We start from the raw sequence: 25270 nt of genomic DNA, 5'->3' as shown, positions 1-25270 counted from the left end.
TGGTTCCTTGTATATATTGAGAGGGGTGACGCCGGGGAGGCGGGGCAAGATCCACGAACTTACGCTGGCGATTAGACGACGATGGACGAGCTGTTTCCGTAAGCACAAGAAAGCTGATGCTGGATTCACTGAAATGAAGGATATAGGTTTTATCACTCACACACCACTTAGAGGGGGAAATCAAATGTTAGCACAAGCCATTAAGAGAAGATTAAGTAAAGAGGAAAATCAAAAGGGGTTTACGCTGATTGAGTTGCTGGCGGTTATCGTTATTTTAGGGATTATTGCGGTTATTGCAATACCTTTGATTGGTAATGTAATCGGTAATTCGAAAAATAGTGCAGACGCAGCAACGGCACGTCAAGTTTATGATGCTGCGAGATTATATATTATCGGTGAGAAAGAGGGAGCTTTTAAAGGATATGGAAAACTAGATATTTCAACGATTCAAGGAAAAGGATACCTTGATAAAATTTATCTTCCTAGTGATAAAAAAGAAATAACTTCAGGATTTGTATTTTTTAATGCAGAAGGACAATTAGATAACACTACTACGGCTAAAACTGATGCCGTTACTTTGATAACAGGAAGTGAGACAGCAGATACTCATGAATTCAGTGCTGCTAATGTTCTAAGTTCTAAAAAATAATTATGCTGTTTTTAATATCCTAAGGAATCGGACTTCCCGATTCCTTTTTTAAAATCCAGAAGTTAATAGAGGACAGCCATGACGATATTTATCGCAAGTTACATCACATTACTGGGTCTGATTCTAGGCTCCTTCTATAACGTAGTGGCGCTGCGGGTGCCGGCCAAGGAATCCTTGCTTAATCCGCCGTCACATTGTCCGAACTGCAACACGCGGCTGAAAGCGCGGGATTTGTTTCCGGTGGTAAGCTACCTGCTGTCAGGAGGAAAATGCCGATACTGCGGCACAAGAGTATCGCCATTATATCCGCTTGGAGAAGCGGCAACGGGTTTGCTTTTTCTATGGGTGTATTTGCTATTTGGCCTGACGGGTAAGGGAATCATCGGGTTCATTCTTGTGAGTTTAGCGGTTACCGTGACGGTTGCGGATTTGAAGTACATGCTGATTCCCAACAAGGTATTGTTGTTTTTTTTACCGCTGCTGCTGATTCTTGTATTGCTATTTCCGGAAGGACCGCTATGGCATCATCTGCTAGGAGCTGTGCTTGGGGGAGGGGTTCTTATCCCTTTTGTTCTGTTAGGTGGAATGGGGGCTGGAGATGTGAAGTTATTTGCGCTGCTGGGCTTGGTGATAGGCTTTCCGAATGTGATTTTGGCTTTTTTTGTGGCTTGTCTGCTTGGGAGCGTGGTGGGCGGACTGCTGATGCTGCTTGGTGTAATCAAACGTAAACAGCCGGTACCTTTCGGCCCATGGTTAGCTATAGGAGCTTTAATTAGTTTTGGATATGGTTCACACATCATCGGCGCGTATCTCTCGCTTATCGGATAGGAGGACATCGAGCATATGCTTGGATTAGGCCCCAAAGTGGCTGGACTTTCAATTGAAGCTGCCGGAATCCGTTATATTAGTTTTAAGAATAAACAGTCATGGGAAGTCCGTAAAAAACGGTTTCTCCCGCTTCTTCCAGGCATGATCATTGAGAATCAGGTGGCGGATAGCGAGGCACTTTATGATCGGGTAAGGCAGTGGGTGAAGAAGGAAGGGTTAAGGGGAAGTAAGGTTTCTTTGTCCATTCCACCTTCGCAGATCATTATCCGCAAAATGAGTATACCGAGTACCAATGACAAACAGGTCGAACAGCTGGTGAAGCTGGAAGTGGAGACGGGACTGCATTTACCTTTTGAAAATCCTGTCTACGACTATGTAACGCTCGAAGTGGATGAGGAGCAAAGCCATCTGCTCGTATTTGCTGCTCCGCGAAAATCGATTCAGGATTACGTAGATATACTGGAGCGGGCGGGTCTTCGGATAAGCAGTGCCGAAATTTCGGCAACCGCCTTGGCGCGTGCTATAACCACTGGGCACGGGGAGAGCTTTGCGGAGACGATGCTGATTAATATGGAGCCATCGGTAATGGACATTTATATGTTCAGAAACGGGAATCCGGTCTTCATTCGTACGATAAACTTACTTGATCTACATAAAGGAAGAAATTTAGCGGGAACGGATCTTTTGACAGACAGTGAAGCCTTGGCAGAAACAGCTGTCGCTGTAGAAGAATATTTATCACCCGAACAAATGGTTGAAATCACTGCGGAAATCTCACGTATGCTCAGCTTTTATCAATACAGCTTGCATGACGGTTCCACTCGTATCAACAATTTAGTGATTACGGGCACTCCCTCGATTCGTAAACAACTGGACCTAGAACTCCTGCAGTCCCTAGCTGAACTTGAAATAACACCAATAAATCTGGAACAGATGGCAAGTGCTGCTGTTTCTGACCCTGAGCTGAATGATTACCGTGTAGCTGCCGGGACCGCGCTAAAAAATAGTATCAACACGGATACGATTGATCTATTGCCGAGAGAAGATCGGGAGACGTTGCTATTTCCTTATGTCACGATGGGGCTTGTAGCGATCTGGCTGCTGGGGATGATCGGAACGGGGATTTATTTTTCAGCCAATAAGGGTCAGATTTCTAATGGTAAAGAAGAGCTGCAAGGCCTGCAGGATCGCAGTTTAATGCTCCAAGTAGAGCTCGCGAAGCTTAAGAACAGCGGACCTGGACAGCTAGATCGGAAAGCCGCCATCACAGTGCTTCAGGACAATAAGGTGATTGCAGTCCCTATCTTGGACGAATTAGTGGAAGGATTGCCTAAGGAGGCACTAATCCGTGATATTAACTATACCTACCGGACATCTATAGATCTGACTGTAAATGTATCCACTATGGAGGATGCGTCCAACTATTTAAGACAACTTCGCCAAATGTCTTTTACGGCTGATGCCTCTATTCAAAAGCTTACTGAAGGAGCCGCAGATGCCATTTCATACAATACGTATACGGCTATTTATAAAGTGAACTTAGCAGCGGCTAAGCAGCAAAACAGTGAAACGGATGCCAGCCATGGGGAGGTGAGCAGCGATGGAACAGATCAATAAATATCGCTCTCCCATCGTACTAGGGGTGTTAATTCTATTCCTGATATTGTTTGCGTTCTATATGCTGGGTGTTCAGCCGACCAATAAGGAAATTTCCGCACAGAGCAGCGAGATCAGTCAGTTGGAAAAGGAAGCAGAAATGCTCCAAACCAAAATCAATGAGCTGAAGGGCAGCGGCACTGAGGGAGATCTAGAACAGAAGGAATTACTGGGTGAACTCCCAAAAGGCGATGACAGCGAAGGTCTGATTCTTGATTTGCAGGAAGTTAGCACGTCCTCACAAGCGCGGCTAAAGGATCTTAGTTTTGTTTTGGATGAGGCTAATCCGATTCAGCAAATGACAGGTTCAGCGGAGGTGTTATTCCCGGCGGTTAAACAGATCAAAATGACTGCAGTGGTGGAGGGGACTTATTCGGGTATACGACAATGGATGGATGAACTACAAACCTTACCTCGTATTGTGAATGTAGACTCTTTCAATTTTCAGCAATCCTCCGAGGAGCGTACTAAGGACAATACGGAGAGTATTTTGACTGCTAACGTAGCTTTTACAGCGTATTATGAGACCACCGCACCAGCATCCAATTAGGGTTCTCGTGCAAGTTTGTTTAATTATATTACTCCGCTTTTCCTGTAAATCAGGAGGGTGGAGTTTTTTTATACTTCAAAAGAGTTGTAATACGTTTTCATTCCTCTCTTTATTGGGTATTTTAGCTTGCGGGGTGCATAAGCTGAAACAGTGGCTATTGCCTGTATTTTTCAGATGAAAGAGGAGGAACATTAGATGAACAAAAAATGGATGCTTGGTTCGTTGGCCCTTTCCATAGGCCTTTTATCAGCAGGTAGTGGAGTTATGGCAGCTTCATCATCAGTGGGAAGTTCGGCAATAAAAAATGTGGCTGTGATTGGCACGGGAAAAGAAGGTCCAGCTACTATTAACAATTTGACGGTAAAAAGTGTTGTTCCGCTTGTTGTACATGCTAGAGCAATCTATTTCTATACTAACCGTGGAGGGAACTTTTTTCCGATTGAAACCTTCATGTACAAAACGCAAGAGTACCGTTACCTTTCCAGTGATATTGGGACAAAGGTGAAGCTGATGAATTACATAAAAAAAGCCTACACGCACAATGCAGCAGCTTATTATGTGCAGACTCAATTTTTGGAACATGAAGGTAGAATGTCACAAGTGAATGCGGATCTTGGAAACTCATTAATGTATGAGAAAGCCACCGCCCGAATGCTCTCCAAAACTGCAACAACCGCTGAATTTGATTTAACCGTTCCTTATGCGAGCGGGCAGGAAGGCAGTGAGTCGGTGTATGTGAAGCTGAAAAAGGTGAATGGATACTGGAGAATAGATACTTCACCGGATATTCTTTTTTGAGGTAAGGTTAGGGTAGAAGAGGAAAGGTAAAGAGGTTCTACGCTTGGGAGCGGATAAGGTCAGAGGTATAAGCAACACCAGCGAACTTACCTTTGCGAGTGATAATGACACAATCATTTTTCATAGGATCTGGGCGGTTCATAGCGAGGCTCAATACCGTATCGAGTGGAGTGGAGATGTCAACAATGAGCGGGGTTTTGTTCATAAGCTTCATGGCAGGTTCTCTGTAGAACAGATCTACTCCGGATCTTCCTGTAGCTTTCAAAAAGAAACGTTCGCTCATCAACAGTCCGAGAGGTTCATTCATAGCATTGCAGACGACGATACATTTGGATTCTGGATGCTGAAACATGACGCGAAGAGCTTCTCTGCAAGTGCGTGAGGCAAAAATAGCAGGAGCACAGCGGACAATACCAGTAAGATCATTTACAAGAGCTGTTGTCATAGGATGTTCATCCTTTCTGATTATGGGTCTATTTCTAATGTACCCCTGAATCGTAAATTTCAAAGCCGGATAACGTAAGCTACAGGTAAAATAGATTGCTGGAACAAATAACCGATCAGACCTTAGGGGCTCTGACCGGTTATTTGTTGTTAGCTATTCACTGCGGACGCCGTCCTCCACCAGTTGCTTTCGGGGGACATCCGGGATTATGGATTTGCTCACACCTCCACGATTAATGGCGATTAATCGTTTTTGTGCGTAATATACGTCGCGGGACAGTTTATTCACCTCAGTGGATTTACCGTCAACATACTTTGTAATGTAGGTTTCTACAATATATCCGGTTTTCCCATTTTGAATAACGCGTGAGCCGCCACGAGGCAGTGAGGCATCATTTACGTATTTATCGACTGGTGGGAGCACCTCTACTGTTTTTGAATGAACTTTGTAAGTGACATTTTGCGGAAACGTGCCGAAGAGCTTTATGGTCAGTGATTTACCCTGCACAGCTGCTTTAATTATGAGATATTTGCCAGTCGTATTGCGAAAACGAAAGTTGATATAACCTTCAGCGAATGTTGCGTCCTGACCTTTGGGCAAGTAGTTGACGGGCAAGGAATGATTACGGCGTTCCACAATTTCTAGCCCTATACGCAGTGCGGCATTGTAAAGAGTGCTCGACACTTGGCAGATCCCTCCACCAACACCTGCTTGCAGCTTGCCGTTCACAATCACCGGCGCTTCACGGAAGCCGTAATTTACCTTTGCTTTTTCTATAGCTTTTCCATAATCAAAGACGGCTCCAGGCGGGAGGATGGTTCCATCCACAGCTTTGGCAGCAGCTTCCACGTTGTAGCTTCGTCCAGGTCCACTTGCACCTAGAGAGGTGCTGAACTGCATTACTTTTCGCTCGATACCTTGTTCCTTTAATTTCTTTAAAGTTATGTCAGGCTGCAGGATTAACAAAGGGACCTCCATCGTGATTCCCTTCTCCAGCAGGGCATTCAGATGATTAAAGCTGGTGGGGGCAGCTGCTCCTAAGGAAGTCTCCAGAGCTGTCCAATCAACCTCCAGGGAAGTTTTCTCAGAAGTATATACGATTCGGTCATCGCCTGTAATTCGTCGCGTAGCGTCCACTGGTTCACCAAAGGACTCCTTCTCCCAAGTGGGACTTAGAATCTTTTGAAATTGTGCGATTTCCAGATGGGTTTCAAGCTTCCACAACTTAGGGAAGTTATAGCGTGCCTTTACCCGCTCCCAAAGCGTTCCTTCGGCAAGCTCTTTTAAGCCCTGCTGAAAAGCAAAGGCTTCATAGCTCAACCCAGTCTTATTAAGGGTTAGGGAGAGATCTGCATTGCCTTCCACTTTTAGCACTAGAGGGACGGTTTCGAGGGCATGCAGCCGTTTATCCAGCTGGGAGCGGACCTCGGTGAGAGTCATGCCTCCGACCTGCCAGCCGGCAAGGGTTGTACCCTTTGGAAGCGTGGTTTTGCTGCCATATAGATGAAGCCCTCCGTAAATACAGGAGCCGATAAGGACGAGTGCGATGACCACTATGAGGGCAGCATGGATTTTTTTCATGATTAATCTCCTTTTGGGGATTTGGATTGCGCTAAGCAGGCGCGGCCCTGTAACAGAACTTAAAGAACACTTCGTGGGATACCGATAATAAATTAGTAAGAAATAAGTAGTCTCTAATAAAGGGAGTTAGGACATCTGATAACAGGCACCGCTAGGTGCTTTTTTATATGTATATGTCCAGTCACTACAAAACTTTCGAATAGTCGTGCAGTTACGGGGTACTCAATCAGTTACAGATTTGTTACAATAGATACATTGCGGAAATATTGAAGTTTATGGAAACTTGAGGTGGACAATGTCGATTCGCACAAGTGGAAAATGTCATAATTGGGAAGTGAGAAAATGATTGAAATGCAAGATGTATGGAAAACGTACCCTAACGGAACTCACGCACTGCAAGGAGTTTCAGTGAAAATCGACCGCAATGAATTCGTGTACGTTGTCGGCCCTTCCGGCGCGGGTAAATCTACTTTTATGAAATTGATTTATAGAGAAGAAGTGCCTACCAAAGGACAGATTTCGGTGGGAGGTTTCAATATAGGAAAGCTAAAACCACGCAAAATCCCTTATGTCCGCCGTAATATCGGCGTTGTATTTCAAGATTTTCGGCTTTTGCCCAGAATGACGGCATACGAGAATGTAGCTTTTGCTATGGAAGTTATTGAAGCGCCGAAAAAAGTCATCAAGAAACGTGTAAATGAGGTTCTTGATTTGGTTGGGCTGAGAAGTAAAGCGAATCGTGAGCCCTCACAGCTTTCTGGTGGTGAGCAGCAACGGATCGCTATTGCACGGGCTATCGTCAATAATCCTTCTGTTATTATTGCGGACGAGCCTACAGGTAACTTAGACCCCGAGACTTCATGGGGCATTATGCAGCTGCTTGACGAGATTAATTTTCGTGGAACAACGATTGTAATGGCTACCCATAACAGAGATATTGTGAACAAAATGCGCAAACGGGTGCTTGCGATTGAGAATGGAAACATTGTCAGAGACCAAGCGAGAGGGGAATATGGTTATGAGTTTTAAAACCTTCTTGCGACATGTGCGGGAAGGCTTCAAAAGCGTATTCCGTAATGGCTGGATGTCGATCGCCTCAATCACTTCGATTGTTGTTTCTCTTTTTGTTCTAGGTGTATTTATTCTTCTTGTTCTTAACGTAAATTCTGTAGCTGATGAGGCAGACAGTCAGGTACAGATCAAAGTGCATCTAGCTTTGAATACAGATCAGAAGATGCGCGAGACCCTGCAGACTGAAATTGGCAATATGCCGGAGGTCAGCAAGATTACGTTCATCTCCAAGGAACAGGGACTTAAAGATCTTCGCGCAGATATGGGCGAGGAGGCAGCAGAGCTTCTGGAAGGGTTCGATGAAGACAATAACCCGCTTCCAGATACCCTTCAGGTAGAGGTTATTGAACCTACTACCGTTGCTTTTGTGGCTGAGAAGATTCAAGCCCTTAACAAGACACATACCGAGCAGCCTATCTACAAAGTGAAATATGGCAAAGGCTCGATAGAAACATTGTTTAAAATCACGCGTGCCGTACGCAACATTGGCTTTATTTTTGTAGCGGGGCTGGCACTTATGTCTATGTTCCTCATCTCCAATACTATTCGGGTAACGATTCTTGCCCGGCGTAAAGAGATTGGGATTATGAAGCTGGTAGGCGCGACAAATTATTTTATTCGTTGGCCTTTCTTTATAGAAGGGGCATTAATTGGACTCATTGGATCATTGATTACTTCGGGTGTTTTATATGCCGGTTACAAGGGTTTGGAATCTTCGATACAGGGAGATCCAATGCTCGGATTGCAGCTGATCCCTTTCAGTGATATTTGGCTGCTGCTCGTAGGTCTGTTAGTTGGACTAGGTGTGTTGATCGGCGTCTGGGGAAGTACGGTTTCTATTCGTAAGTTTTTGAAAGTTTAATTTAAGAGTGAAGGATGGGGAGTGCGAGTTGAAGAAGATTGCCGCCGGACTAGCCGTAATGTTACTAGCTGTCACTATATTCCAACCCTCTGATGGATATGCCAAAAAAACAAGTGTTGCCGAAATCGATAAGCAATTAAAGCAGCTGCAACAAGAGGTGCAGGAAGCTAAGGCGCAGCAAGAGAAAGCGGAGTCCCAAACGCAGGAAGCGCAGCACTATAAGAATAAGACAAATATCAATTTACAATATGTATTGCAGCAAGTGGATCAAGTTAAAGGCAAAATGACCGAAATCTCTAACAAAATTTCCGACACAGAAGAATCTCTTAATGTTACAGCAACGGAATTGGATGAAGCAGAGGCACGAGTGGCCTCAAGAGAAGAACTCTTAGGATCCCGTGTCCGGTTGATGTACACGGATGGAGCGGTATCTTACCTAGATGTTTTGCTCTCATCGACAAGCTTCTCTGATTTTCTGGGCCGCACCGATTCGCTTAAGATGATTGTGGATCAGGATCAGGAGCTGTTAGTCCAACACAAGCTGGACAAGCAGACAGTTGTAGAGAAAAAGCAGGAGCTTGAGGGGCAATATGCTCAAGCCAAGCAGTTATACACCTCCTTGGAAAATCAGAGAAGCCTGCTGAAAGAGAAGGAAGCGGAGAAGCAGGAGCTTATCGCATTTTATGATAAGCAGATTCAAGAAAGCGATGATCTAAGTGAAGAGCAGAATGAGAAGCTGGTTAAGCTGGCAAGCGAACGTTCTGCTTTGGAAACCCAAAAGGATAAGATTAAAGCTGAGGAAGCAGCGCGCAAAGCAGCAGCCGCCAAAGCAGAAGCGGCACGCCGGGCAGCAGCAGCTGCAAAGAAGGCCGCAGCTAGCAAGGCAAGCAGCAGTTCAAGCTCCAGCTCCTCAACCGCGTATGCTGGTGGAGATGGACCCTTCCTGCTCCCTGTAGGCTCGGCAAGAATTTCTTCCTCCTACGGACCACGGACACACCCAATTACGGGTGAGAAGGGGAAAGTACACACCGGGGTAGACTTTGCAGTTCCACAAGGAACCAATATTCATGCGGCTGATTCGGGAACGGTAATCGTAGCTGAATGGTATAGCGGCTATGGATATTGTGTAATTATTGATCATGGCGGCGGAGTTTGGACCCTCTACGGACATATCCGTAAAGGTGGTATCAAGGTTAGTCCTGGGGATAGAGTCAATCGTGGGGATGTGATTGCTGAATCCGGTTCTACAGGTAATTCGACGGGCCCCCATCTCCATTTTGAAGTTCGGATCGACGGCAAGACAGTAAATCCGATGCCTTATCTCTAATTTTTAAGAACTTATAACTCATATTATTTGAGCGTACGGCATATACTGGAAGAGATACCGTACCTTTCAGGACGGACTTATGGAGTTGTTTGCGAGATGGACAAGAAGGGACGGTGGGAACATCATGTTAAAAAAAAGCACAGCGGCGTTTATGATTATCGCCGCCCTGCTATGCGGTAGTCTGGTGACCTTGGGCGTGACGGGTTATAGTCATGTTATCGGACAAGCTGCAGGAGAAGGACTGGCCTCAGCATTGCAGGTTACTGGCCTTCAGCAGAAGGAATCCCAGAAGCTTGGAACGGCTCTCAGTCTGATTGAGAGCAATTACTACGAGACAGTAGATCGGGAGAAGCTGATAGACGGTGCTGTCAACGGTATGATGGAAGCGCTGGGCGATCCTTATTCCAACTATATGGGCAAAGAAACAGCTGAGAAATTCGAAGAAAGCATTGAGGGTTCCTTTTCAGGTATCGGTGCGGAGGTCTCTTCGGATAATGGCAAGGTAGTCGTGGTCTCTCCGATCAAGGGCTCACCTGCTGAGAAAGCTGGGATTCAGGCCAAAGATGTTATTCTGTCCGTTAACGGTGAATCGCTGGAAGGCATGGAGCTGAATGCAGCTGTTGCCAAGATTCGCGGTCCTAAGGGCAGTGAGGCCACTTTGAAAATACAACGTTCCGGCTCTGTAGAGCCACTCGAATTTGTTCTTACCCGGGATGATGTGAAGCTCGAAACAGTCTACGCTACCATGGAAAAAGACAATGTGGGTGTAATCGAGGTTACACAGTTCTCCCTGAATACCGCAGAACGATTCAAGGAAGAGCTGGAGAAGCTGGAGAAGCAAGGCATGAAGGGACTTGTTATTGACGTCCGTAATGATCCAGGTGGTGTTCTTCCGATTGTTATTGAAATGGCAGAGCAATTCGTTCCAGCTGGAAAATCTATAGTGCAAATAGAATATAAAGACAAAAAACGCGAAGTTAGTACCTCAAAAGGATCGAGTAAAGCTTATCCAGTGGTCGTGCTGATGAATAAAGGTAGCGCAAGTGCTTCGGAAATATTGGCGGGTGCTTTGCAGCAGTCGGCAGGAGCTAAGCTGATCGGTGACAATTCTTTCGGTAAAGGTACCGTGCAGACGAGCTTTGACAAACAGCTTGGAGACGGCAGCTTGCTGAAAGTTACCATTGCCAAATGGCTTACGCCAGACGGCACATGGATTCACGGTAAGGGCATTAAACCGGATATCGCGGTAGCGCAGCCGGATTACTTCTCGGTGGCTCCAATTAACAAGAGCGTGGCGCTGCAATATAATATGAACAACGCTGATGTGAAGAGTGCACAGACGATGCTGGACGGTTTGGGTTACAAGCCTGGACGTAAAGATGGCTATTTCGATGCTGGCACTAAGGACGCAGTGAAGAAGTTCCAAAGTACAGCAAAGCTCCAAGTCACAGGCATAATTGACGCCAAGACAGCCGAGGCGCTGGAAGCGGCGCTGATCAAGGTCATTCAAGACCCTGTTCACGACAACCAACGGAATAAAGGGATTGCTGAGATTCAGAAGGAAATTAAGGCGGCAGCGTCGAAAAAGTAAGAAGGCTGAATTCAGCCTTCTTTTTTTCTTTTAGATAAGAAAATGCCAACCGGCGTAGAGGAATTAGAATATATACAAATCAGTCATCGGACGAAAAGGAGTGTGACGAACAGTTTGAATGTGATTCAGGAACTGTTAGGAAGCTTGGGCACTGCGTTCTTACACTTATTGATCCAGCCGTATTACTACATTGCTATTATATTTATTGCGTTATATTACCGTAGGCAGGTGGCATTAGAACGAAAGCTGATACATGTGAAATTACATAGCTGGGGTCAGGAAACGTGGCGGACGGTATGGAGTGGTCTAGTCATGGGTTTGGTCGTCTCTATAGCAGCCGTTCTGCTAGGAATATCATTATCAGGTACGGCTGTAGCCTGCATTTGGGTAGTTAGTCTCGTGTTGTCGCTATTGCGTGTACGGTATTTGTGCTTTGCGTATTCTATAGGCTTGTTAGGTATCATTCAGTTTGTAATTTCTTTCTTTCCAGATGCTTTAGATAGTGGAACGGTAGGGAATATTACCACCGCCATACGGGAGATGGATATTCCTGCTTTGCTAGTGTTAGCTGCGCTGCTGCACATGGCGGAGGCACTGCTGGCCCGCAGACAAGGGGCCAAGCTTGCAACGCCGCTCTTCCTGAAGGGAAAGCGCGGCATGGTCGTCGGCGGCTATCAGCTGCAGGCCTTCTGGCCGCTACCGCTGTTCCTGCTGCTCCCATCGGGAGCAGGAACGGATTTGCCATGGCACTCGCTGCTCGGCGGCAGCCTTGGCATCGTCTCTTTGCCCGTCATCATCGGCTTCAGCGAGATGACGCAGGGCATGCTGCCCGGGCGCAAGGCGGCCCGCACTGCAGGACGGCTGCTGATCTACAGCATCGTCCTGCTCGGCTTAAGCCTGCTTGCCGCTTGGTGGAGCCCGCTGACTCTGGTCGCGGCGCTCGCAGCTATTGTGCTGCACGAAGGGTTAAGCTGGTACAGCGCTCTGGAAGAGCGCAGCATCAGCCCCATCTTCGTGCATCCACCGCGCGGCCGCAAAGTGCTGGCCGTGCTGCCGGGCAGTCCCGGCCAGGAGCTGGGCATCCTGCCCGGCGAGATCTTACTGAAGGTCAACGGGGTCCTGTTGACCGATGCGGCGCAGCTACATGAGGCGCTGCGCATGAATCCAGCGTTCTGCAAGCTGGAGGTGCTGAACCGTGAAGGGGAGAGCAAATACCTTCAAAGCCCGATCTATGATGGGGATCACCATCAGCTCGGTATTATTTTGGTGCCGGAGACAGATGGGATGATTACCGCTGAGGCGAAGCCTTCCAGCATCTACAGCATCATCGGGATGAAGACAGGCATACGCAGCCGGAAGATTCCGGACGGCCAACTTAAACGAAAAAAAACCACTGAAGCCAAGTAGGAATCAGCGGAAGGATAACTAGAAGATGCCCCATAAGCCATGAAATGGCGAATGGGGTATCTTTGTTTTTGATTAGATGGTAATTTCGCGTGCGAGAAGTTGCTATCGGACCCAGTTGCCCCTAATCGCAGCATTTTCGCTTTTTTAGAATGGTAACGGACCCAAAAGGCGCTATTGGCATCAAAAACACCCCAAATGAGCCTCTTTCTGAGGAATAACGTCGCTGGGGTCCGAAACTCTGCTCAAACGCCGATAAAATTGTAAATAGCGTCGCTGGAGTCCGAACCCGCGTCCAAGGAGTAATGTCGCTGGAGTCCGAACCCGCGTCCAAGGAGTAATGTCACTGGAGTCCGAACCGGCGCCCAAGGAGTAACGTCACTGGAGTCCGAACCCGAGCCCGTGCCCGTGCCCAAGGAGTAACGGTACTGAAGTCCGAACTCGCGCCCAAGGAGCAGCGTCGCTGGAGTCCGAGCCCGTGCCCAAGGAGCAGCGCGTCACTGGAGTCCGTAAGAAAAACTAACTTTGGCAGTGGACTATTCATATGCAATATGTTACTAGTTCAACCTTGCCTATTCTTCAAATAAAAAATTGCAATTTGCGTACGATCGCGGAGCTCTAATTTGCTTAATATATCCGTTATGTAATTTTTGACGGTACCCTCGCTTAAAAAAAGTTGTCCGGCGATTTCTTTGTTGCTATGCCCCTCAGCGATAGAAGCCACTACAGCCAGCTCTGTTTTGGTCAATCCGAAGGATTCCAGTGGCTGTACCTGTGGCAATTCTTGCCGTGCCGTAGGCTGCAGAAAGGTTGCCAGCTTGCGGGCGATATCAGGGTGGATAAGCATGTTCCCTTCAAAAACCGTTTTAATGCCCTGGATGATCCGGTCTGGCGGTATGTTTTTGAGCAAATATCCACTAGCTCCGTTACGCAGTGCCTCAATGATATATTCATCATCGTCGAAGGTGGTCAGCATCAATATTGCAATTTGCGGAAAAGCCTGCTTAATCTTCTCCGTTCCTTCAACGCCACCGCAGCCGGGCATGCGGATATCCATCAGAGCCACATCGGCCATTAATCCTTCTTGAAGTAATTCCAAGGCTTCGTTACCTTCACAAGCTGCTCCAACAACTTCAATATCTGGGTCCATCCCTAGCAATACTTGCAGACTTTGGCGAATAAAGGGGTCGTCATCAACAATTAACACTTTAATCATTAGCATGGCTCCTTTCGTTATACAATCTCATCTTGCTTATAAATGGGCAGCCGCGTAATGACTGTAAAATATGGTTTCTGCCTTAGTTCGAGTGTTCCACCGATTAAATGCGTTCGCTCGTACATTCCTTTCATTCCGTCCCCACCACGGCCCAATAATTTGCTGAGTTTCTCTCCTTCGGGTAGAGAGCCATTGTTGCTAACCTCCATAGTGATTCCTGCTTGCACATAGTCAATTTTGATCCGGATGGACGTTGCTTTTCCATGCCGCAAGGCGTTAGTTATAGCCTCACGGGCGTTTTTGTACAGGATTACTTGAATACTAGGATAGAGTGGATAAGGTATGCCTTGTACTTGGTATGAGGTCTCGATCCCCGTCTCACGCCCAATCTCTTCGAGCAGCCGGTCTAACGCATAAGCTCCCTCAAGCTTCGGGGTGTAGTTGATACGTTTAACTGCGGACCGCATATCGTCCATGCTAGCCGACAGCTGGTCACGAATCAATTCCATCATTTGCATTCCGCTCTCGGGAGAGGTGGGCAAGGTCTGGAGGGCGGCCTCCATCATCATTTTAATCCGGATTAACCGGTGGCCGATATCGTCATGGAGCTGGCGTGAGATTCGGACGCGCTCTTTGGACTGGGCAGACTCTTCTACTTGCGCGCTGAACTCCAGCAGGCGGTTGCGAGCTTCATCGAGTTCGAAATGCTTTTTGCGCAACTCATCATATAGAAGAAGAGTGTCTTCGCGCCGCTGGCCAGCTTTCAATAATAGCTTATTTAGGTAGGCAGTGAGCAGAAATGAAAGGTTAATGTAAGTCACTACGAGTGATGGAGAATTCTGGAGTGCGACGTTCAAAGCTATCAGATGTACACCTGTGAACACGTAAGGCACCGCTTTAGGCTGGAGTCTGGAATAATAAAGCAGTGCTGATATAGCGGGGAAAATCATCATGCTGCCATATTGATAACATAACCAGGCCGTGAACAAGATTTCAATGATACTAATCAAAGCATGAAAGGATCGAGGGAGCTTTGGCACCATGACCACAAGGAATAGAAGCATCAGGATATGCAGCGTGAAGATTCCATAATCGTTATATTGATAGACATAAATGGTAATAAACGCAGGGATTAAGATGAGTCCGTAACGCAATAAGTTTAGCTCTCTGGGCACGCCTTAGTCATCCTTTATGTTTTTTAATAATCTTAGCATATTATCCCACTACTTCAGGAGATGACTTTAGTCACCTTCAAAAAATGACCTTTCGTACATCCGCAAAAATTCAACCTAGAATAAAATTGAAAATATAGAAGCACACACGACAGGGGAGATAAGAGATGGCAATCGCGGTGTTGACCGATGTGGTGAAACGGTATGAGAACAAATTAACGGTAGATCATGTGAATGTTACGATTCAAGCAGGAGAGATCTTTGGCCTGCTAGGCCCGAACGGGGCAGGTAAAAGTACAACTATAAGTATGATTTGCGGCCTGCTAAAGATTGATAGTGGAGACATTGTTATTGATGGGTTATCAGTCTCTTCGTACGCACTGGAGGTTAAGAAAAAGATCGGTTTGGTTCCGCAGGATTTGGCTTTGTACAATACAATGACAGCAGCTGAAAATGTAACTTTTTTCGGAAGATTGTATGGCTTGCGGGGGAAATTGCTGAAAGAGCGGGTGGCGGAAGCTCTTGCTTTCACAGGACTTAGTGACCGGGCCAAAGAAAAACCAGCCACCTTCTCCGGAGGGATGAAGAGACGTTTGAATATCGCTTGTGCTATCATGCATCATCCAAAGCTGATTATTATGGATGAGCCGACCGTAGGGATTGATCCGCAGTCTCGTAATCATATCCTTGAGTCGGTCAAAGAGCTGAATCGGCTTGGCTCAACCGTCATCTACACTAGTCATTATATGGAAGAGGTTGCAGCCATTTGTGATCGGGTAGCGATTATGGATAAGGGACATATCATTGCTTGTGGCACGGAAAAGGAGCTGCGGGAACGGGTTTCTCAAGAAGAAAAAATAGTGGTCAAAGCAACGAACATCACCCCGGAGCTAATCAATGAGCTTAGTCTACACCCGCGGATCACGAGAGTGGAAAGTAAAGAGGGAACGGTAGAAATGTATCTCCCCTCCTCACAGGATGAGCTGCAGGATATCTTGTTTATTTTTGCTAAACATGAAGGCGTTATTGGTTCTTTAAATATTGAGGAGCCGGATCTGGAGACTTTATTCCTTAGTTTGACAGGACGGACATTGCGCGATTAAAGGAGGGAGAGAACGCTTTGAGAAATATTTGGACAATTATGATTTATGAGCTTCGCAGGCTGTTTATTTCACGCTCAATCATCATTAATATGTTTCTGCTACCGCTGCTTTTGATCTTTCTGCTGGGTGCTTCCCTCTCCAGTGTAATCGGTGATAAGGCAGCGTCTAAGATTGACCCTGTACGTGTTGGTGTAGTTAATCTTTCTGGAGAAGGGTATGAAAGCTCGGCGATGATAGACAGCTTTTTGAAGACGCCGGAGCTTAAGGATATCATTATTCCGGTCAAAGTAGGGAGCCGAGAGACAGCGGAAAGTGGCCTGCGCGCCGGGAAATATGGTTATGCGGTTATTATTCCCCTAGGCTTCGATAAGAAAGTACAAAGCGGCGAAACTGCAAAGCTAGAGTTTGTTCTGGGCAAAGATCGGACAGATAATATGGTTGCGGGGACGGTATTCGATAACTTTTTGAACAATATTAACTATAAGCAATCCGTAGCTATGACGTTGGGTCCAGAAGCTTTGACCGCTACTGCACCAAGTTTGGGAGAGCAGCCTTCTGTTAAGGTTGGGGCGCTCAGTGAAGGTGGCCGATCCTATACAGCCTCCCAATTCTATGCGGTATCCATGATGCTGATGTTTCTGCTATATAGCGGTTTGACCGTCAGCAGCTCTCTTTTTAATGAAAAAGAAAATCATACCCTCTTCCGAATAACTTCAATGCCGGTAAAAGGTTCTGAGCTGTTTATTGGTAAAATGCTAGGCGTAGGGGTTGTAAGTGTAGTGCAGTGCGCAGCGATTATTATCCTGACTCATTTGTTGTTTGGCGTAAATTGGGGCAATCGTCCGGGCTTGCTGCTGCTCTTCTGTCTTTTAATGATCATAGCTTCCATGACATTATCGATTGTTATTTCAATGTTTAGCAAAACTAAAGCAAGTGCAGGAAGTATTGTTAATGTTATCACTGTGGTCATGACCTTCATTAGTGGAGGGATGGCTCCACTTCCGGAATCATGGGTGAACTCGGTCGGGGCATTTACCCTGAATCACTGGGTACTACAAGCTGTTCTAAAAATGATGCTGCATGCAGAGGTCTCAGAGATTTTGCCGAATCTGCTGGTCTTGTCGATCATCTGTCTGGTTCTATTCAGTGCAGCGGTTATCTCGTACCGGAAGGTAGGTTACCATGGATAAGATCTTAACGATTGCTTGGAATATGGTGAAAAGAACGATTGGTTCTCGGAATGGGCTGCTTTCGTATATTCTTCTGCCATGTCTTGTCGTGGCCGGGGTAGTAGCAATTAGTGGAAGTATGGGTGAGAGACCGGCTACTATTTTATATTCGAATATGGACGATGGTGCAGCGGGCAAACATTTGCTTACCGAGCTGGAGAATACTGGTGATTATAAGCTGGTAGAGAAGACAGATGAGGCTGATTTGAGGGAGAGTATTATCAATCAGAACGGAGAAGCCGGTATTTTGATACCGCAAAACTTCACCTCCGCACTGCTTGCTGGAGAAGAGCCACAAATTAGTGTGTATGAGCTTAAGGCTACTGAAACATCCATTATGGTAAAAATGAAAATCAGTGTAATTGCTGATGAAATGCGAAACACTGCTGGACTAATTGGAGCAGCTCGGACTGAGGCTACGGACTCGGACTCACAGTTTGCTGCCGTAATGCAAAGAGCTGAGCAACATAGTGTAGGCAGTATAAGAACAGATTATGATTTATATCCAAAAGAGGGCTTAAGCATCGTCACAGGATTTACTTTGATGTTCTTAATGGGGCTGGTTACAAGTTCAGTGTCGCTTATTATGGATGATCGAAGAGAACGAACGATGAAACGTATGTTCAGTGCCCCGGTTCGTTCGTATGAGATTGCCCTCGGTAATTTTCTGGGAAGCTTCATTGTTGGGTTAATTCAAATTGTTGTAGTACTTGCTTTGGGCCGTTATGTACTGCAGTTTGACTTTGGATTACCGCTCTACTTGTATTTTTTGGTTCTTGCAGCATTTATGCTCGTTTCCATGGGCTTAGCCAGTACGGTAGCAGGTCTGATTCGCAATCCCAATAATACTGGCATGCTTAATTCGCTGATCCTGACCCCGACCTGTATGCTTGGAGGCTGTTTCTGGCCGTTATCCATTATGCCGGATTATATGCAGAAGGCAGCTAATTTTGTACCGCAAAAATGGGCGATCCAAGCGATCGATATCGCTGCTACAGGTGGAGGCTGGAATGAATTATGGCTGCCTTTTGCCATCTTGGGTCTTATGGCCGCGGTGCTGCTGGCGATTGGTTCTGCTATTCTACGTCCGAGTGAAGCCGGAATTAACGCTTAAAAAATTTACAGATCATATAGATATGCATAGCTTGGACTACTCTATTCAGGTACAATAATAGGTATCAAATGTCCCTAGTTCTTAATATGTGTAAAAGAGGGGATTTCTAGGAGGATGAGCAGATGAGCAGCAATAAATTGGCTTGGACATGGCGGGTGAAGGAAGAATGTTTAGAGGAGTATGTAGCTATGCATTTAAATCCTTGGCCAGAAATTTTGGAGGAGCACAGTAAGGCTGGTATTTCTAACTATTCCATCTTTCAGAATGGCAATCAATTTTTTTACTGTTATGAGTGTGAGGATAGTAAGGCGGCTTTTGATTACATTGCCAAAAGTGATGCTTGCAACCGCTGGAATGCGATTACCTCTAAGATGGTTGAAGGTTCATTTGATTTCAATGATGAGGTGCCTATGCAGCCCTTACGTGAAGTGTTCTATCTGAAATAAGCAATTCAATTCTAGAACAAATCAAATGTGCATAATTTATATTATCGGCGCATCTGGTTTACAGTTATTTTAAATATAGGTATAATATAATTTATAAAGTTAAATTGAATAATTATTTGTTTTTTGGAGGAGCCTGTCAACAAGGGCTCCTCTTTGTCTTTTTTTGGCTTGGAGAAGCTCCTGGTTGGCAGTTCTTATATACAACAAGGGAGTGGATTGAAAGATGGAGTTTGTTTTATATCTTATGCTGATCATATTGTTCACCAAAGTAGCTGGTGATCTATCTGTGCGGCTTGGGCAACCAGCTGTGCTAGGTAAGCTTATTGTGGGAATCATACTGGGGCCTGCGGTACTGGGCTGGGTTCAGGATGGAGAGTTTATTCATTATATCTCTGAGATCGGTGTTCTACTGTTAATGTTCATAGCGGGGCTTGAGACGGATCTGGATCAATTGCGCAAGAACTGGAAATCAGCTTTTGCAGTAGCCGTCGGTGGAATTATATTACCCTTTTTGGGTGGGTTCGCCTTAGGAGAAATGTTTGGTTTTGCTTATCATAATGCTTTGTTTATGGGCGTTATTCTTAGTGCAACATCGGTCAGCATATCGGTGCAGGTGTTAAAAGATATGAATAAGCTGAACACACGTGAAGGCTCTACAATTCTGGGGGCTGCCGTAGTAGATGATATTCTAGTTGTTATTTTGCTCGCTGTTCTGATGAGCTTTTTTGGTACAGGTACAGACGTTTCTATTGGTCTTTTAATTGGGAAAAAGGTGTTGTTCTTTGCCGTAGCGATTATTGCCGGCTGGTTCATTGTTCCTCGGGTCATGAAATGGATGGCTCCGTTGAAGGTGACAGAGGCGATTATTTCAGCAGCGTTAATGATTTGTTTCGCATTCGCCTATTTTGCTGAAATCATGGGGATGGCAGGAATCATTGGTGCCTTTGCGGCTGGGATTGCTATCTCGCAAACTTCCTTTAAGCACACGGTAGAATCCAAGCTCGAGCCGATTGCTTATTCGATTTTTGTGCCGGTCTTTTTTGTAAGTATCGGACTTAGTGTTTCCTTTGAAGGGGTAGGCAGTCAAATCGGCTTCGTGATCTTGCTTACGGTTGTTGCCATTCTGACCAAGCTGTTTGGTGGCGGTCTGGGTGCGCGTCTTACAGGCTTTGATAACCACTCGTCAGCCATTATAGGGTCTGGGATGATTTCACGGGGGGAAGTTGCGTTGATCATTGCCGCCACAGGGCTGCAAAGCGGCTTGTTACAGCAACAGTATTTTACTTCGGTCATTATTGTTGTCATTGTAACTACACTTGTAACGCCGCCACTATTGAAATTTATGTTCCGTGATCCAGTACGTGCGGAAGGGAAATAAACCATAACAAAAGGGAGTCCTGTTGGCCATTTATATGGCTAACGGGGCTCTTTTTTTATGCTCACGTTCCAGTTGCCATCATCAAGAAAAAGGACGGGGATCTGTCTACAGAAGGGGAAAGTTCCCCGTCTTAAGACTGAGTACGAAACCAGCCGTAGGGCTGTTTTGAGTTCAGCCAAAAATGACTAAACTAAATCTCGGGATGGAAATTAATACATAATCAAACAGACATAAGGGGAGTGCCAGAAATCATGTGGAGCGGAAGGGGAAAAAGAAAATGAAATGGTTAACAAAATGGTCGTTCGGTAACAAGGCTGCGGTGGGGCTTTTAGTAGTCATGGCTCTTGTGGTGGGAGGGATGAGCTACACTTCGCTACCGATGGAATTTATGCCAGAGGCGGATAATCCTCAAGTGACTGTAACTGTACTGGGTCCTGGCCAGGATACACATGCTATGGAGACTAATGTAACGAAGCCGATAGAAGCTGGAGCAGCTTTTGTGAAAGGGAAGAAGGAAATACTGTCCACTTCCGGAGACGGATATGCGCAGGTAAATATTTTTTATGATTCGAAAACGAATATGAAGGATGCTGCGCAGGAGGTCCAGAAGGTCGTCGATTCATTGAAGTTCCCGGAAGGGGTAATGGCTCCTTTTGTACTTCAGTTGAATACCTCCATGATTCCTGTATCACAGGTTACTCTTGCTTTTGACGAAGGCCTGACTAAAGAGAATCTTAAGCTTGCGGAAGAAACTATCATTCCAGAGATGCAAAAAGCTGAAGGGGTAGCGAACGTTGCTTTATATGGTAAGGTAACTCCGCAGGTCAGCGTTAAGCTGGACCCGAAATTAATGGCTGAGAAGGGAGTCACGACTCCACAAGTATTAGGTTTACTTCAAGGACGTAATGTATCGGCATCCCTTGGGGAGCAAACGATTGGTGGTCAGACCGGCAATGTTAACGTAGTTTCTACGATAGATAGTATGGATACTTTGAAAAAGCTTCCTGTATCTGCGGGCGTTAAGCTACAGGATATCGCTGCTGTCGAATTGAAGCAGGATCAGGAAAGTGTCAGCCGTTCGAACGGGAAAGACGTTCTATTCGCCATAGTGACCAAAGAGGCTAATGCGAATGCAGTCAGTGTCGGAGATAACATTCAGGCTGCCGTAAATCATATTAATACAACCATTCCTAATGCAGAAGCAGCAGTGGTATTCAGTACATCGGATATGGTAGTTAGCTCGGTGAACAGTATGATGCGTGAGGTATTGCTAGGTGCATTATTTGCGACGATTGTGATTCTGTTGTTCCTGCGTAACCTGCGGGCTACTCTGATTACGGCAGTATCCATCCCACTTTCGTTAGCAGTCACCTTATATCTGCTGAATATTTCCGGCATAAGCTTGAATATCATTACACTCGGGGGAGTCGCGGTTGCGGTAGGCCGTTTGGTCGATGATAGTATCGTGGTGATTGAGAACATTTACCGTAGGCTGCAAAAAGAACCCTTTTCCCGTGAAATGATTATTAGTGCAACTGGGGAAGTGGCTAGAGCGATTACCTCATCAACCATTGCTACCGTAGCAGTATTTCTGCCGATGGGTCTCTTGCGTGGTAGTTTGCAAGCTTTCTTACTGCCGTTTGCTTTAACAGTGACCTATTCATTGCTTACTTCACTCGTAGTAGCTTTGACGGTTGTTCCTCTTTTAAGCTCATGGCTGCTGAGAAGAACATCAATGAAAGAACACGAACCTTCTAAATGGTTTATCCGCTTTCTGGACTGGAATCTTCGCCGTAAATGGGTTAGCTTATCGTTGGGTCTCCTGCTTCTGATTGGCTCCATTGCTGCTTATGTGACTATGCCCAAAGGGGCGCTCGATGCTTCGGATGCCAGCTATGTTTCTGTTCAGATGAATTATCCCAAAGATGTTCCTGTCAAAGATATTTTGGAAAAGGGAAAGCAGTTAGAACAAGATTTGATGAAGCAGCCACAAGCAGAAACGGTAATCATGCAATCAGGGAATAGTGCGGACGCCGCTAAGTGGGGGAGTGTTACCTCTGAAACCTTAGTGGACTATACCGTTGTTATGAAAAAAGGTGCAGATGCTCAGGCTTTTATTGATCATGTTCGTGAGGTAAAAGATTCATACACTGGAGCAACACTTGTTGCTAACCAAATGAGTATGATGGGATCCAGCTCTACCAGTGAATATATTGATATTGTCGGAGATAATCTTGCGGATATTACTACTGTAGCAACAGAAGTCACCGCTAAGCTGAAGTCCGTAGAGGGAATTCAAAAAGTCAGCAGCAATATGGAGGACACGAAACCTGTATTTTCCTTTAAGGTAGATCCGGCGCAAAGTAATGCGCAAGAGATTTCAATGCAGCTGTCAGCGATGCTTAATCCGATTCCAATGGGGCAAATTGAGCTTGATGGTGACGCAGCAGGTGTAGTGTTAGATCCTATGGTTCAGCCGCAAACGGAGCAGGATTTAAAAGCGCTGACGCTCATGACGGCTGAGGGGCCGAAGCCGCTGTCTCAGCTCGCAACTTACGAGGTTCGGAATGAACCGGCAATGTTGTTCCATAAAGATGGGAAGCCGTATGTACGAATTACAGCAGAGGTTGATCCGAAGAAGGTATCTGAGATCGGTGCGAATATTAATAAAGAAACCGATAGTCTTACACTTCCGAAAGGCGTGACCTTATTTGCAGGCGGAGCGTCAGTTGATCAGTCAGAGGATTTCAACGACCTGGGTATGACGGCATTGATCTCCATCGGGTTGGTCTATCTGATTATGGTACTCACCTTTAAAACCCTTCGGGCTCCACTGGCGATTATGTTCTCCTTGCCGCTCGCAGCGATTGGTGCGATTGTTGGACTTATCGTGTCCGGTGTAACGCCTGACTTCACAGCTCTGTTCGGGGCGTTGATGTTAATAGGTATTGTTGTTACGAATGCCATTGTGCTGATTGACCGGATTAAGCAAAATGAAGCCAATATGAGTATCCACGAGGCTATTCTAGAAGCTGCCGGAACACGGATGCGTCCGATTCTCATGACGGCGATTGCCACCATCTGCGCCATGACACCGCTGCTGTTCGGCCATGCCGAGATGGGCAGCATCGTCTCGCAAAGCTTGGCGATTGTAGTCATTGGCGGTTTAACCGCAGCAACACTGCTTACGCTGATTGTAGTGCCGGCGATTTACGAGTTGTTCTACTTCCGTAAATCGGCAAAAGAGCGTAAAGGAGCAGAAAAGACTAATGCTCCGGCGCTTTAAATAAGTAAACGGCAAGCCTCCGGGTTAATGGGGCTTGCCGTTTTTTTTGTTTTGTTACAAATTCTTATAATTATGGAGTTAACTTGTCTACACTAATAGCCAAAACTTTGTTTAGGAAAGGCTGAAAGGCGCTTTGCCAGATTGCAATATCACCCCCCTGAAATAAATATTTATTTTTTAATTTTAAATATTGCTATTTTCACAACAATGTACAGAGCATTTAACATAATTATTAAGAAAGATATTATTGGAAATATTCTATTTACCGCAGAAAATGCCAATATAAATAATGAAAACAAAAGTAAAAATGGAATAGACTTTGTATACTTTCTACTGAAAATCCCTACTAAACTCTTGATGGAATTCATTCCTTTCAGGGTAGCAGATATAAGTATCTCCATTGTTTTATTTTCCCTCTGATCGACGTACATCCTAATTTTTATAGAAAAATTGGATTTTGTCTATGTCCTAGGTAGGATATAGACAAGTGTTAATTATTATGCTCTGTTCTTTTTTGCGAAACTTCAAGGATACAGGACAGTGAAATGTTCTTGTTAATAATCATTTTAAATCTTGCTAATCTCTCACAATCCTAACGACTTATGTCATTGTTTTCCTTTGTATGGAGTGCTATGCTCTGTTTTAAAAATACCATTAGTTAGGAGATTTTACTGTTTGGATATTCTTGAATGCGAACGTGCCTGGTTTACGGTAGATGATGTAGATAAAAAATCCAATAATTCTGTGTGTGAATTTTGCCAACCCTGGAGTAACATCAAAACAGAAAAATCCTTTTCTATTGAAGAGCTGGTTCCCTACGAGATATTGGTTGAAGTATTGCATTCAGAATTGGCGGAAGTAACAGAATTTCTCTTATTGCCCTTTGTCTTTTTCTTAACAGATCGAGCCGGTAATATTATTAATATTGTTAGTCCATTCGAAATGTTTCAGGAGAAAATAGATCATTTTGGAATTAGGAATGGAACTAACCTCTCGAAGCAATTCTCTGGAGTGAATGCAGTTTCTTTAGCGATGGAGGTCAAGTCAATTGCAGTAGTGCGTGGAAAAGAGCATAGTAATCCAATGTTTAAAGAGTGGAATTGTGTATGCGCTCCTATAATGATAAATGGTTTTATATGTGGATACATCGACATCTCATTTGAAGCCGAGAGACAACTGGGTTTTTCGATCCTCTTTATTAAGCAATTATCCGAAAAGATTGTTTTGAAGTTGAAGGAAAAAAGCCCAAAGCTAATTGAACACAGATTTCAGGAAAAGTGTGATTCGTATCGATTATCGCCTAGAGAAAGGGAGGTAGCCTATCATTGGTCGCTAAGAAAGGGTGCGTTGCAAATTTCCAATGACCTTAATGTGAAAGAGGGGACTGTGCGGAATATCGTTAAGAGTATTTATAGTAAGCTGAATATCAGCGAGAGATGGGAATTGATTGAGATACTTATGTTATAAATTTGGATAAATGAAGTTCTAAACATTTATTTGTACATAGGATTTTTAAAGTTATATGTCACGTAAAGATTGGCGATTGTGGGGGGGAGCGGGTAAG

The 25270-nt window shown here is 45.3% G+C and carries 21 protein-coding genes; 17 read left to right on the top strand and 4 right to left on the bottom strand.

The window, feature by feature from the left end; translation table 11 throughout:
• Positions 1–184 precede the first annotated feature (184 nt).
• The 5 genes from NST40_RS28815 (at position 185) to NST40_RS28795 (ending at position 4481) form a co-directional block, all read left to right on the top strand.
• Entirely contained in the window at positions 185–649 is a 465-nt protein-coding gene (locus tag NST40_RS28815) for a type II secretion system protein (protein WP_076221061.1), read from the top strand.
• A 78-nt stretch (positions 650–727) separates the two neighbouring features.
• Positions 728–1477 carry an A24 family peptidase gene (locus NST40_RS28810; RefSeq protein ID WP_076221059.1) on the top strand — a complete coding sequence of 250 codons (750 nt, stop codon included), beginning with the start codon at positions 728–730 and terminating at the stop codon, positions 1475–1477.
• A gap of 15 nt (positions 1478–1492) precedes the next feature.
• Complete coding sequence (gene pilM, locus NST40_RS28805; protein ID WP_076276897.1) at positions 1493–3094, top strand: pilus assembly protein PilM; 1602 nt, start codon at positions 1493–1495, stop codon at positions 3092–3094.
• On the top strand, positions 3078–3683 hold the full coding sequence (gene pilO / locus NST40_RS28800; protein ID WP_342410243.1) for a type 4a pilus biogenesis protein PilO: 606 nt from the start codon (positions 3078–3080) through the stop codon (positions 3681–3683). Before pilM ends, pilO begins: the two co-directional genes overlap by 17 nt.
• Positions 3684–3878: 195 nt before the next feature.
• Positions 3879–4481 carry a DL-endopeptidase inhibitor IseA family protein gene (locus tag NST40_RS28795; RefSeq protein ID WP_076221075.1) on the top strand — a complete coding sequence of 201 codons (603 nt, stop codon included), beginning with the start codon at positions 3879–3881 and terminating at the stop codon, positions 4479–4481.
• Between the two features lie 37 nt (positions 4482–4518).
• Here the strand turns inward: NST40_RS28795 and NST40_RS28790 are convergent, their stop codons facing one another.
• On the bottom strand, positions 4519–4926 hold the full coding sequence (locus tag NST40_RS28790) for a CBS domain-containing protein (RefSeq protein WP_076221077.1): 408 nt from the start codon (positions 4924–4926) through the stop codon (positions 4519–4521).
• 153 nt (positions 4927–5079) lie between these two features.
• Positions 5080–6507, bottom strand: a complete 1428-nt coding sequence (locus tag NST40_RS28785) for a VanW family protein (protein WP_076276895.1) — start codon at positions 6505–6507, stop codon at positions 5080–5082.
• A 342-nt stretch (positions 6508–6849) separates the two neighbouring features.
• On the opposite strand from NST40_RS28785, the gene ftsE reads away from it, so the two are divergent.
• The 5 genes from ftsE to NST40_RS28760 all read left to right on the top strand — a co-directional run bounded on the left by ftsE (position 6850) and on the right by NST40_RS28760 (position 12765).
• Positions 6850–7536, top strand: coding sequence for a cell division ATP-binding protein FtsE (ftsE, locus tag NST40_RS28780; protein WP_036678556.1), 687 nt, complete (start codon positions 6850–6852; stop codon positions 7534–7536).
• Positions 7526–8440, top strand: a complete 915-nt coding sequence (gene ftsX / locus NST40_RS28775) for a permease-like cell division protein FtsX (protein ID WP_076182150.1) — start codon at positions 7526–7528, stop codon at positions 8438–8440. The genes ftsE and ftsX overlap by 11 nt, the downstream gene beginning before the upstream one ends.
• A gap of 28 nt (positions 8441–8468) precedes the next feature.
• Complete coding sequence (locus NST40_RS28770; RefSeq protein ID WP_076123826.1) at positions 8469–9767, top strand: peptidoglycan DD-metalloendopeptidase family protein; 1299 nt, start codon at positions 8469–8471, stop codon at positions 9765–9767.
• A gap of 124 nt (positions 9768–9891) precedes the next feature.
• On the top strand, positions 9892–11358 hold the full coding sequence (locus NST40_RS28765) for a S41 family peptidase (protein WP_076123824.1): 1467 nt from the start codon (positions 9892–9894) through the stop codon (positions 11356–11358).
• A 114-nt stretch (positions 11359–11472) separates the two neighbouring features.
• Positions 11473–12765 (top strand): PDZ domain-containing protein, encoded by a 1293-nt coding sequence (locus NST40_RS28760; protein ID WP_342410242.1) that lies wholly within the window; start codon positions 11473–11475, stop codon positions 12763–12765.
• A gap of 559 nt (positions 12766–13324) precedes the next feature.
• Here NST40_RS28760 and NST40_RS28755 read toward each other — a convergent pair.
• Both NST40_RS28755 and NST40_RS28750 read right to left on the bottom strand, forming a co-directional pair.
• Positions 13325–13978, bottom strand: a complete 654-nt coding sequence (locus NST40_RS28755; protein WP_076123821.1) for a response regulator transcription factor — start codon at positions 13976–13978, stop codon at positions 13325–13327.
• A gap of 17 nt (positions 13979–13995) precedes the next feature.
• Entirely contained in the window at positions 13996–15153 is a 1158-nt protein-coding gene (locus tag NST40_RS28750; RefSeq protein ID WP_076219747.1) for a sensor histidine kinase, read from the bottom strand.
• A 164-nt stretch (positions 15154–15317) separates the two neighbouring features.
• On the opposite strand from NST40_RS28750, the gene NST40_RS28745 reads away from it, so the two are divergent.
• The 7 genes from NST40_RS28745 to NST40_RS28715 all read left to right on the top strand — a co-directional run bounded on the left by NST40_RS28745 (position 15318) and on the right by NST40_RS28715 (position 25173).
• The gene (locus NST40_RS28745; protein ID WP_036678569.1) at positions 15318–16253 is read left to right on the top strand and encodes an ABC transporter ATP-binding protein; all 936 of its coding nucleotides are present in this window, start codon (positions 15318–15320) and stop codon (positions 16251–16253) included.
• A 17-nt stretch (positions 16254–16270) separates the two neighbouring features.
• Positions 16271–17443 carry an ABC transporter permease gene (locus NST40_RS28740; RefSeq protein WP_081392587.1) on the top strand — a complete coding sequence of 391 codons (1173 nt, stop codon included), beginning with the start codon at positions 16271–16273 and terminating at the stop codon, positions 17441–17443.
• On the top strand, positions 17436–18596 hold the full coding sequence (locus NST40_RS28735; RefSeq protein WP_342410241.1) for an ABC transporter permease: 1161 nt from the start codon (positions 17436–17438) through the stop codon (positions 18594–18596). Before NST40_RS28740 ends, NST40_RS28735 begins: the two co-directional genes overlap by 8 nt.
• A 122-nt stretch (positions 18597–18718) precedes the next feature.
• The gene (locus NST40_RS28730; protein WP_038573529.1) at positions 18719–19042 is read left to right on the top strand and encodes an L-rhamnose mutarotase; all 324 of its coding nucleotides are present in this window, start codon (positions 18719–18721) and stop codon (positions 19040–19042) included.
• 223 nt (positions 19043–19265) lie between these two features.
• Positions 19266–20420, top strand: coding sequence for a cation:proton antiporter (locus NST40_RS28725; RefSeq protein WP_076123814.1), 1155 nt, complete (start codon positions 19266–19268; stop codon positions 20418–20420).
• 277 nt (positions 20421–20697) lie between these two features.
• The gene (locus tag NST40_RS28720) at positions 20698–23706 is read left to right on the top strand and encodes an efflux RND transporter permease subunit (RefSeq protein ID WP_342410240.1); all 3009 of its coding nucleotides are present in this window, start codon (positions 20698–20700) and stop codon (positions 23704–23706) included.
• Between the two features lie 675 nt (positions 23707–24381).
• A complete protein-coding gene (locus tag NST40_RS28715; RefSeq protein WP_076220158.1) occupies positions 24382–25173 on the top strand; it encodes a helix-turn-helix transcriptional regulator in 792 nt (263 codons plus the stop codon).
• The last annotated feature ends 97 nt before the right edge of the window (positions 25174–25270 follow it).

The sequence above is a fragment of the Paenibacillus sp. FSL R10-2778 genome (genome assembly GCF_038593035.1).
Taxonomy (GTDB): domain Bacteria; phylum Bacillota; class Bacilli; order Paenibacillales; family Paenibacillaceae; genus Paenibacillus_AQ; species Paenibacillus_AQ odorifer.
Note: the sequence above shows the minus strand (reverse complement) of the source record. Positions and strands in the feature narration are given on the sequence as shown.

Excerpts from the sequence above, each read along its gene's own strand:
- NST40_RS28815 (WP_076221061.1), top strand. The coding sequence starts at position 185 with ATGTTAGCACAAGCCATTAAGAGAAGATTAAGTAAAGAGGAAAATCAA.
- NST40_RS28810 (WP_076221059.1), top strand. The coding sequence starts at position 728 with ATGACGATATTTATCGCAAGTTACATCACATTACTGGGTCTGATTCTA.
- pilM (WP_076276897.1), top strand. The coding sequence starts at position 1,493 with ATGCTTGGATTAGGCCCCAAAGTGGCTGGACTTTCAATTGAAGCTGCC.
- pilO (WP_342410243.1), top strand. The coding sequence starts at position 3,078 with ATGGAACAGATCAATAAATATCGCTCTCCCATCGTACTAGGGGTGTTA.
- NST40_RS28795 (WP_076221075.1), top strand. The coding sequence starts at position 3,879 with ATGAACAAAAAATGGATGCTTGGTTCGTTGGCCCTTTCCATAGGCCTT.
- NST40_RS28790 (WP_076221077.1), bottom strand. The coding sequence starts at position 4,926 with ATGACAACAGCTCTTGTAAATGATCTTACTGGTATTGTCCGCTGTGCT.
- NST40_RS28785 (WP_076276895.1), bottom strand. The coding sequence starts at position 6,507 with ATGAAAAAAATCCATGCTGCCCTCATAGTGGTCATCGCACTCGTCCTT.
- ftsE (WP_036678556.1), top strand. The coding sequence starts at position 6,850 with ATGATTGAAATGCAAGATGTATGGAAAACGTACCCTAACGGAACTCAC.
- ftsX (WP_076182150.1), top strand. The coding sequence starts at position 7,526 with ATGAGTTTTAAAACCTTCTTGCGACATGTGCGGGAAGGCTTCAAAAGC.
- NST40_RS28765 (WP_076123824.1), top strand. The coding sequence starts at position 9,892 with ATGTTAAAAAAAAGCACAGCGGCGTTTATGATTATCGCCGCCCTGCTA.
- NST40_RS28755 (WP_076123821.1), bottom strand. The coding sequence starts at position 13,978 with ATGATTAAAGTGTTAATTGTTGATGACGACCCCTTTATTCGCCAAAGT.
- NST40_RS28745 (WP_036678569.1), top strand. The coding sequence starts at position 15,318 with ATGGCAATCGCGGTGTTGACCGATGTGGTGAAACGGTATGAGAACAAA.
- NST40_RS28735 (WP_342410241.1), top strand. The coding sequence starts at position 17,436 with ATGGATAAGATCTTAACGATTGCTTGGAATATGGTGAAAAGAACGATT.
- NST40_RS28730 (WP_038573529.1), top strand. The coding sequence starts at position 18,719 with ATGAGCAGCAATAAATTGGCTTGGACATGGCGGGTGAAGGAAGAATGT.
- NST40_RS28725 (WP_076123814.1), top strand. The coding sequence starts at position 19,266 with ATGGAGTTTGTTTTATATCTTATGCTGATCATATTGTTCACCAAAGTA.
- NST40_RS28720 (WP_342410240.1), top strand. The coding sequence starts at position 20,698 with ATGAAATGGTTAACAAAATGGTCGTTCGGTAACAAGGCTGCGGTGGGG.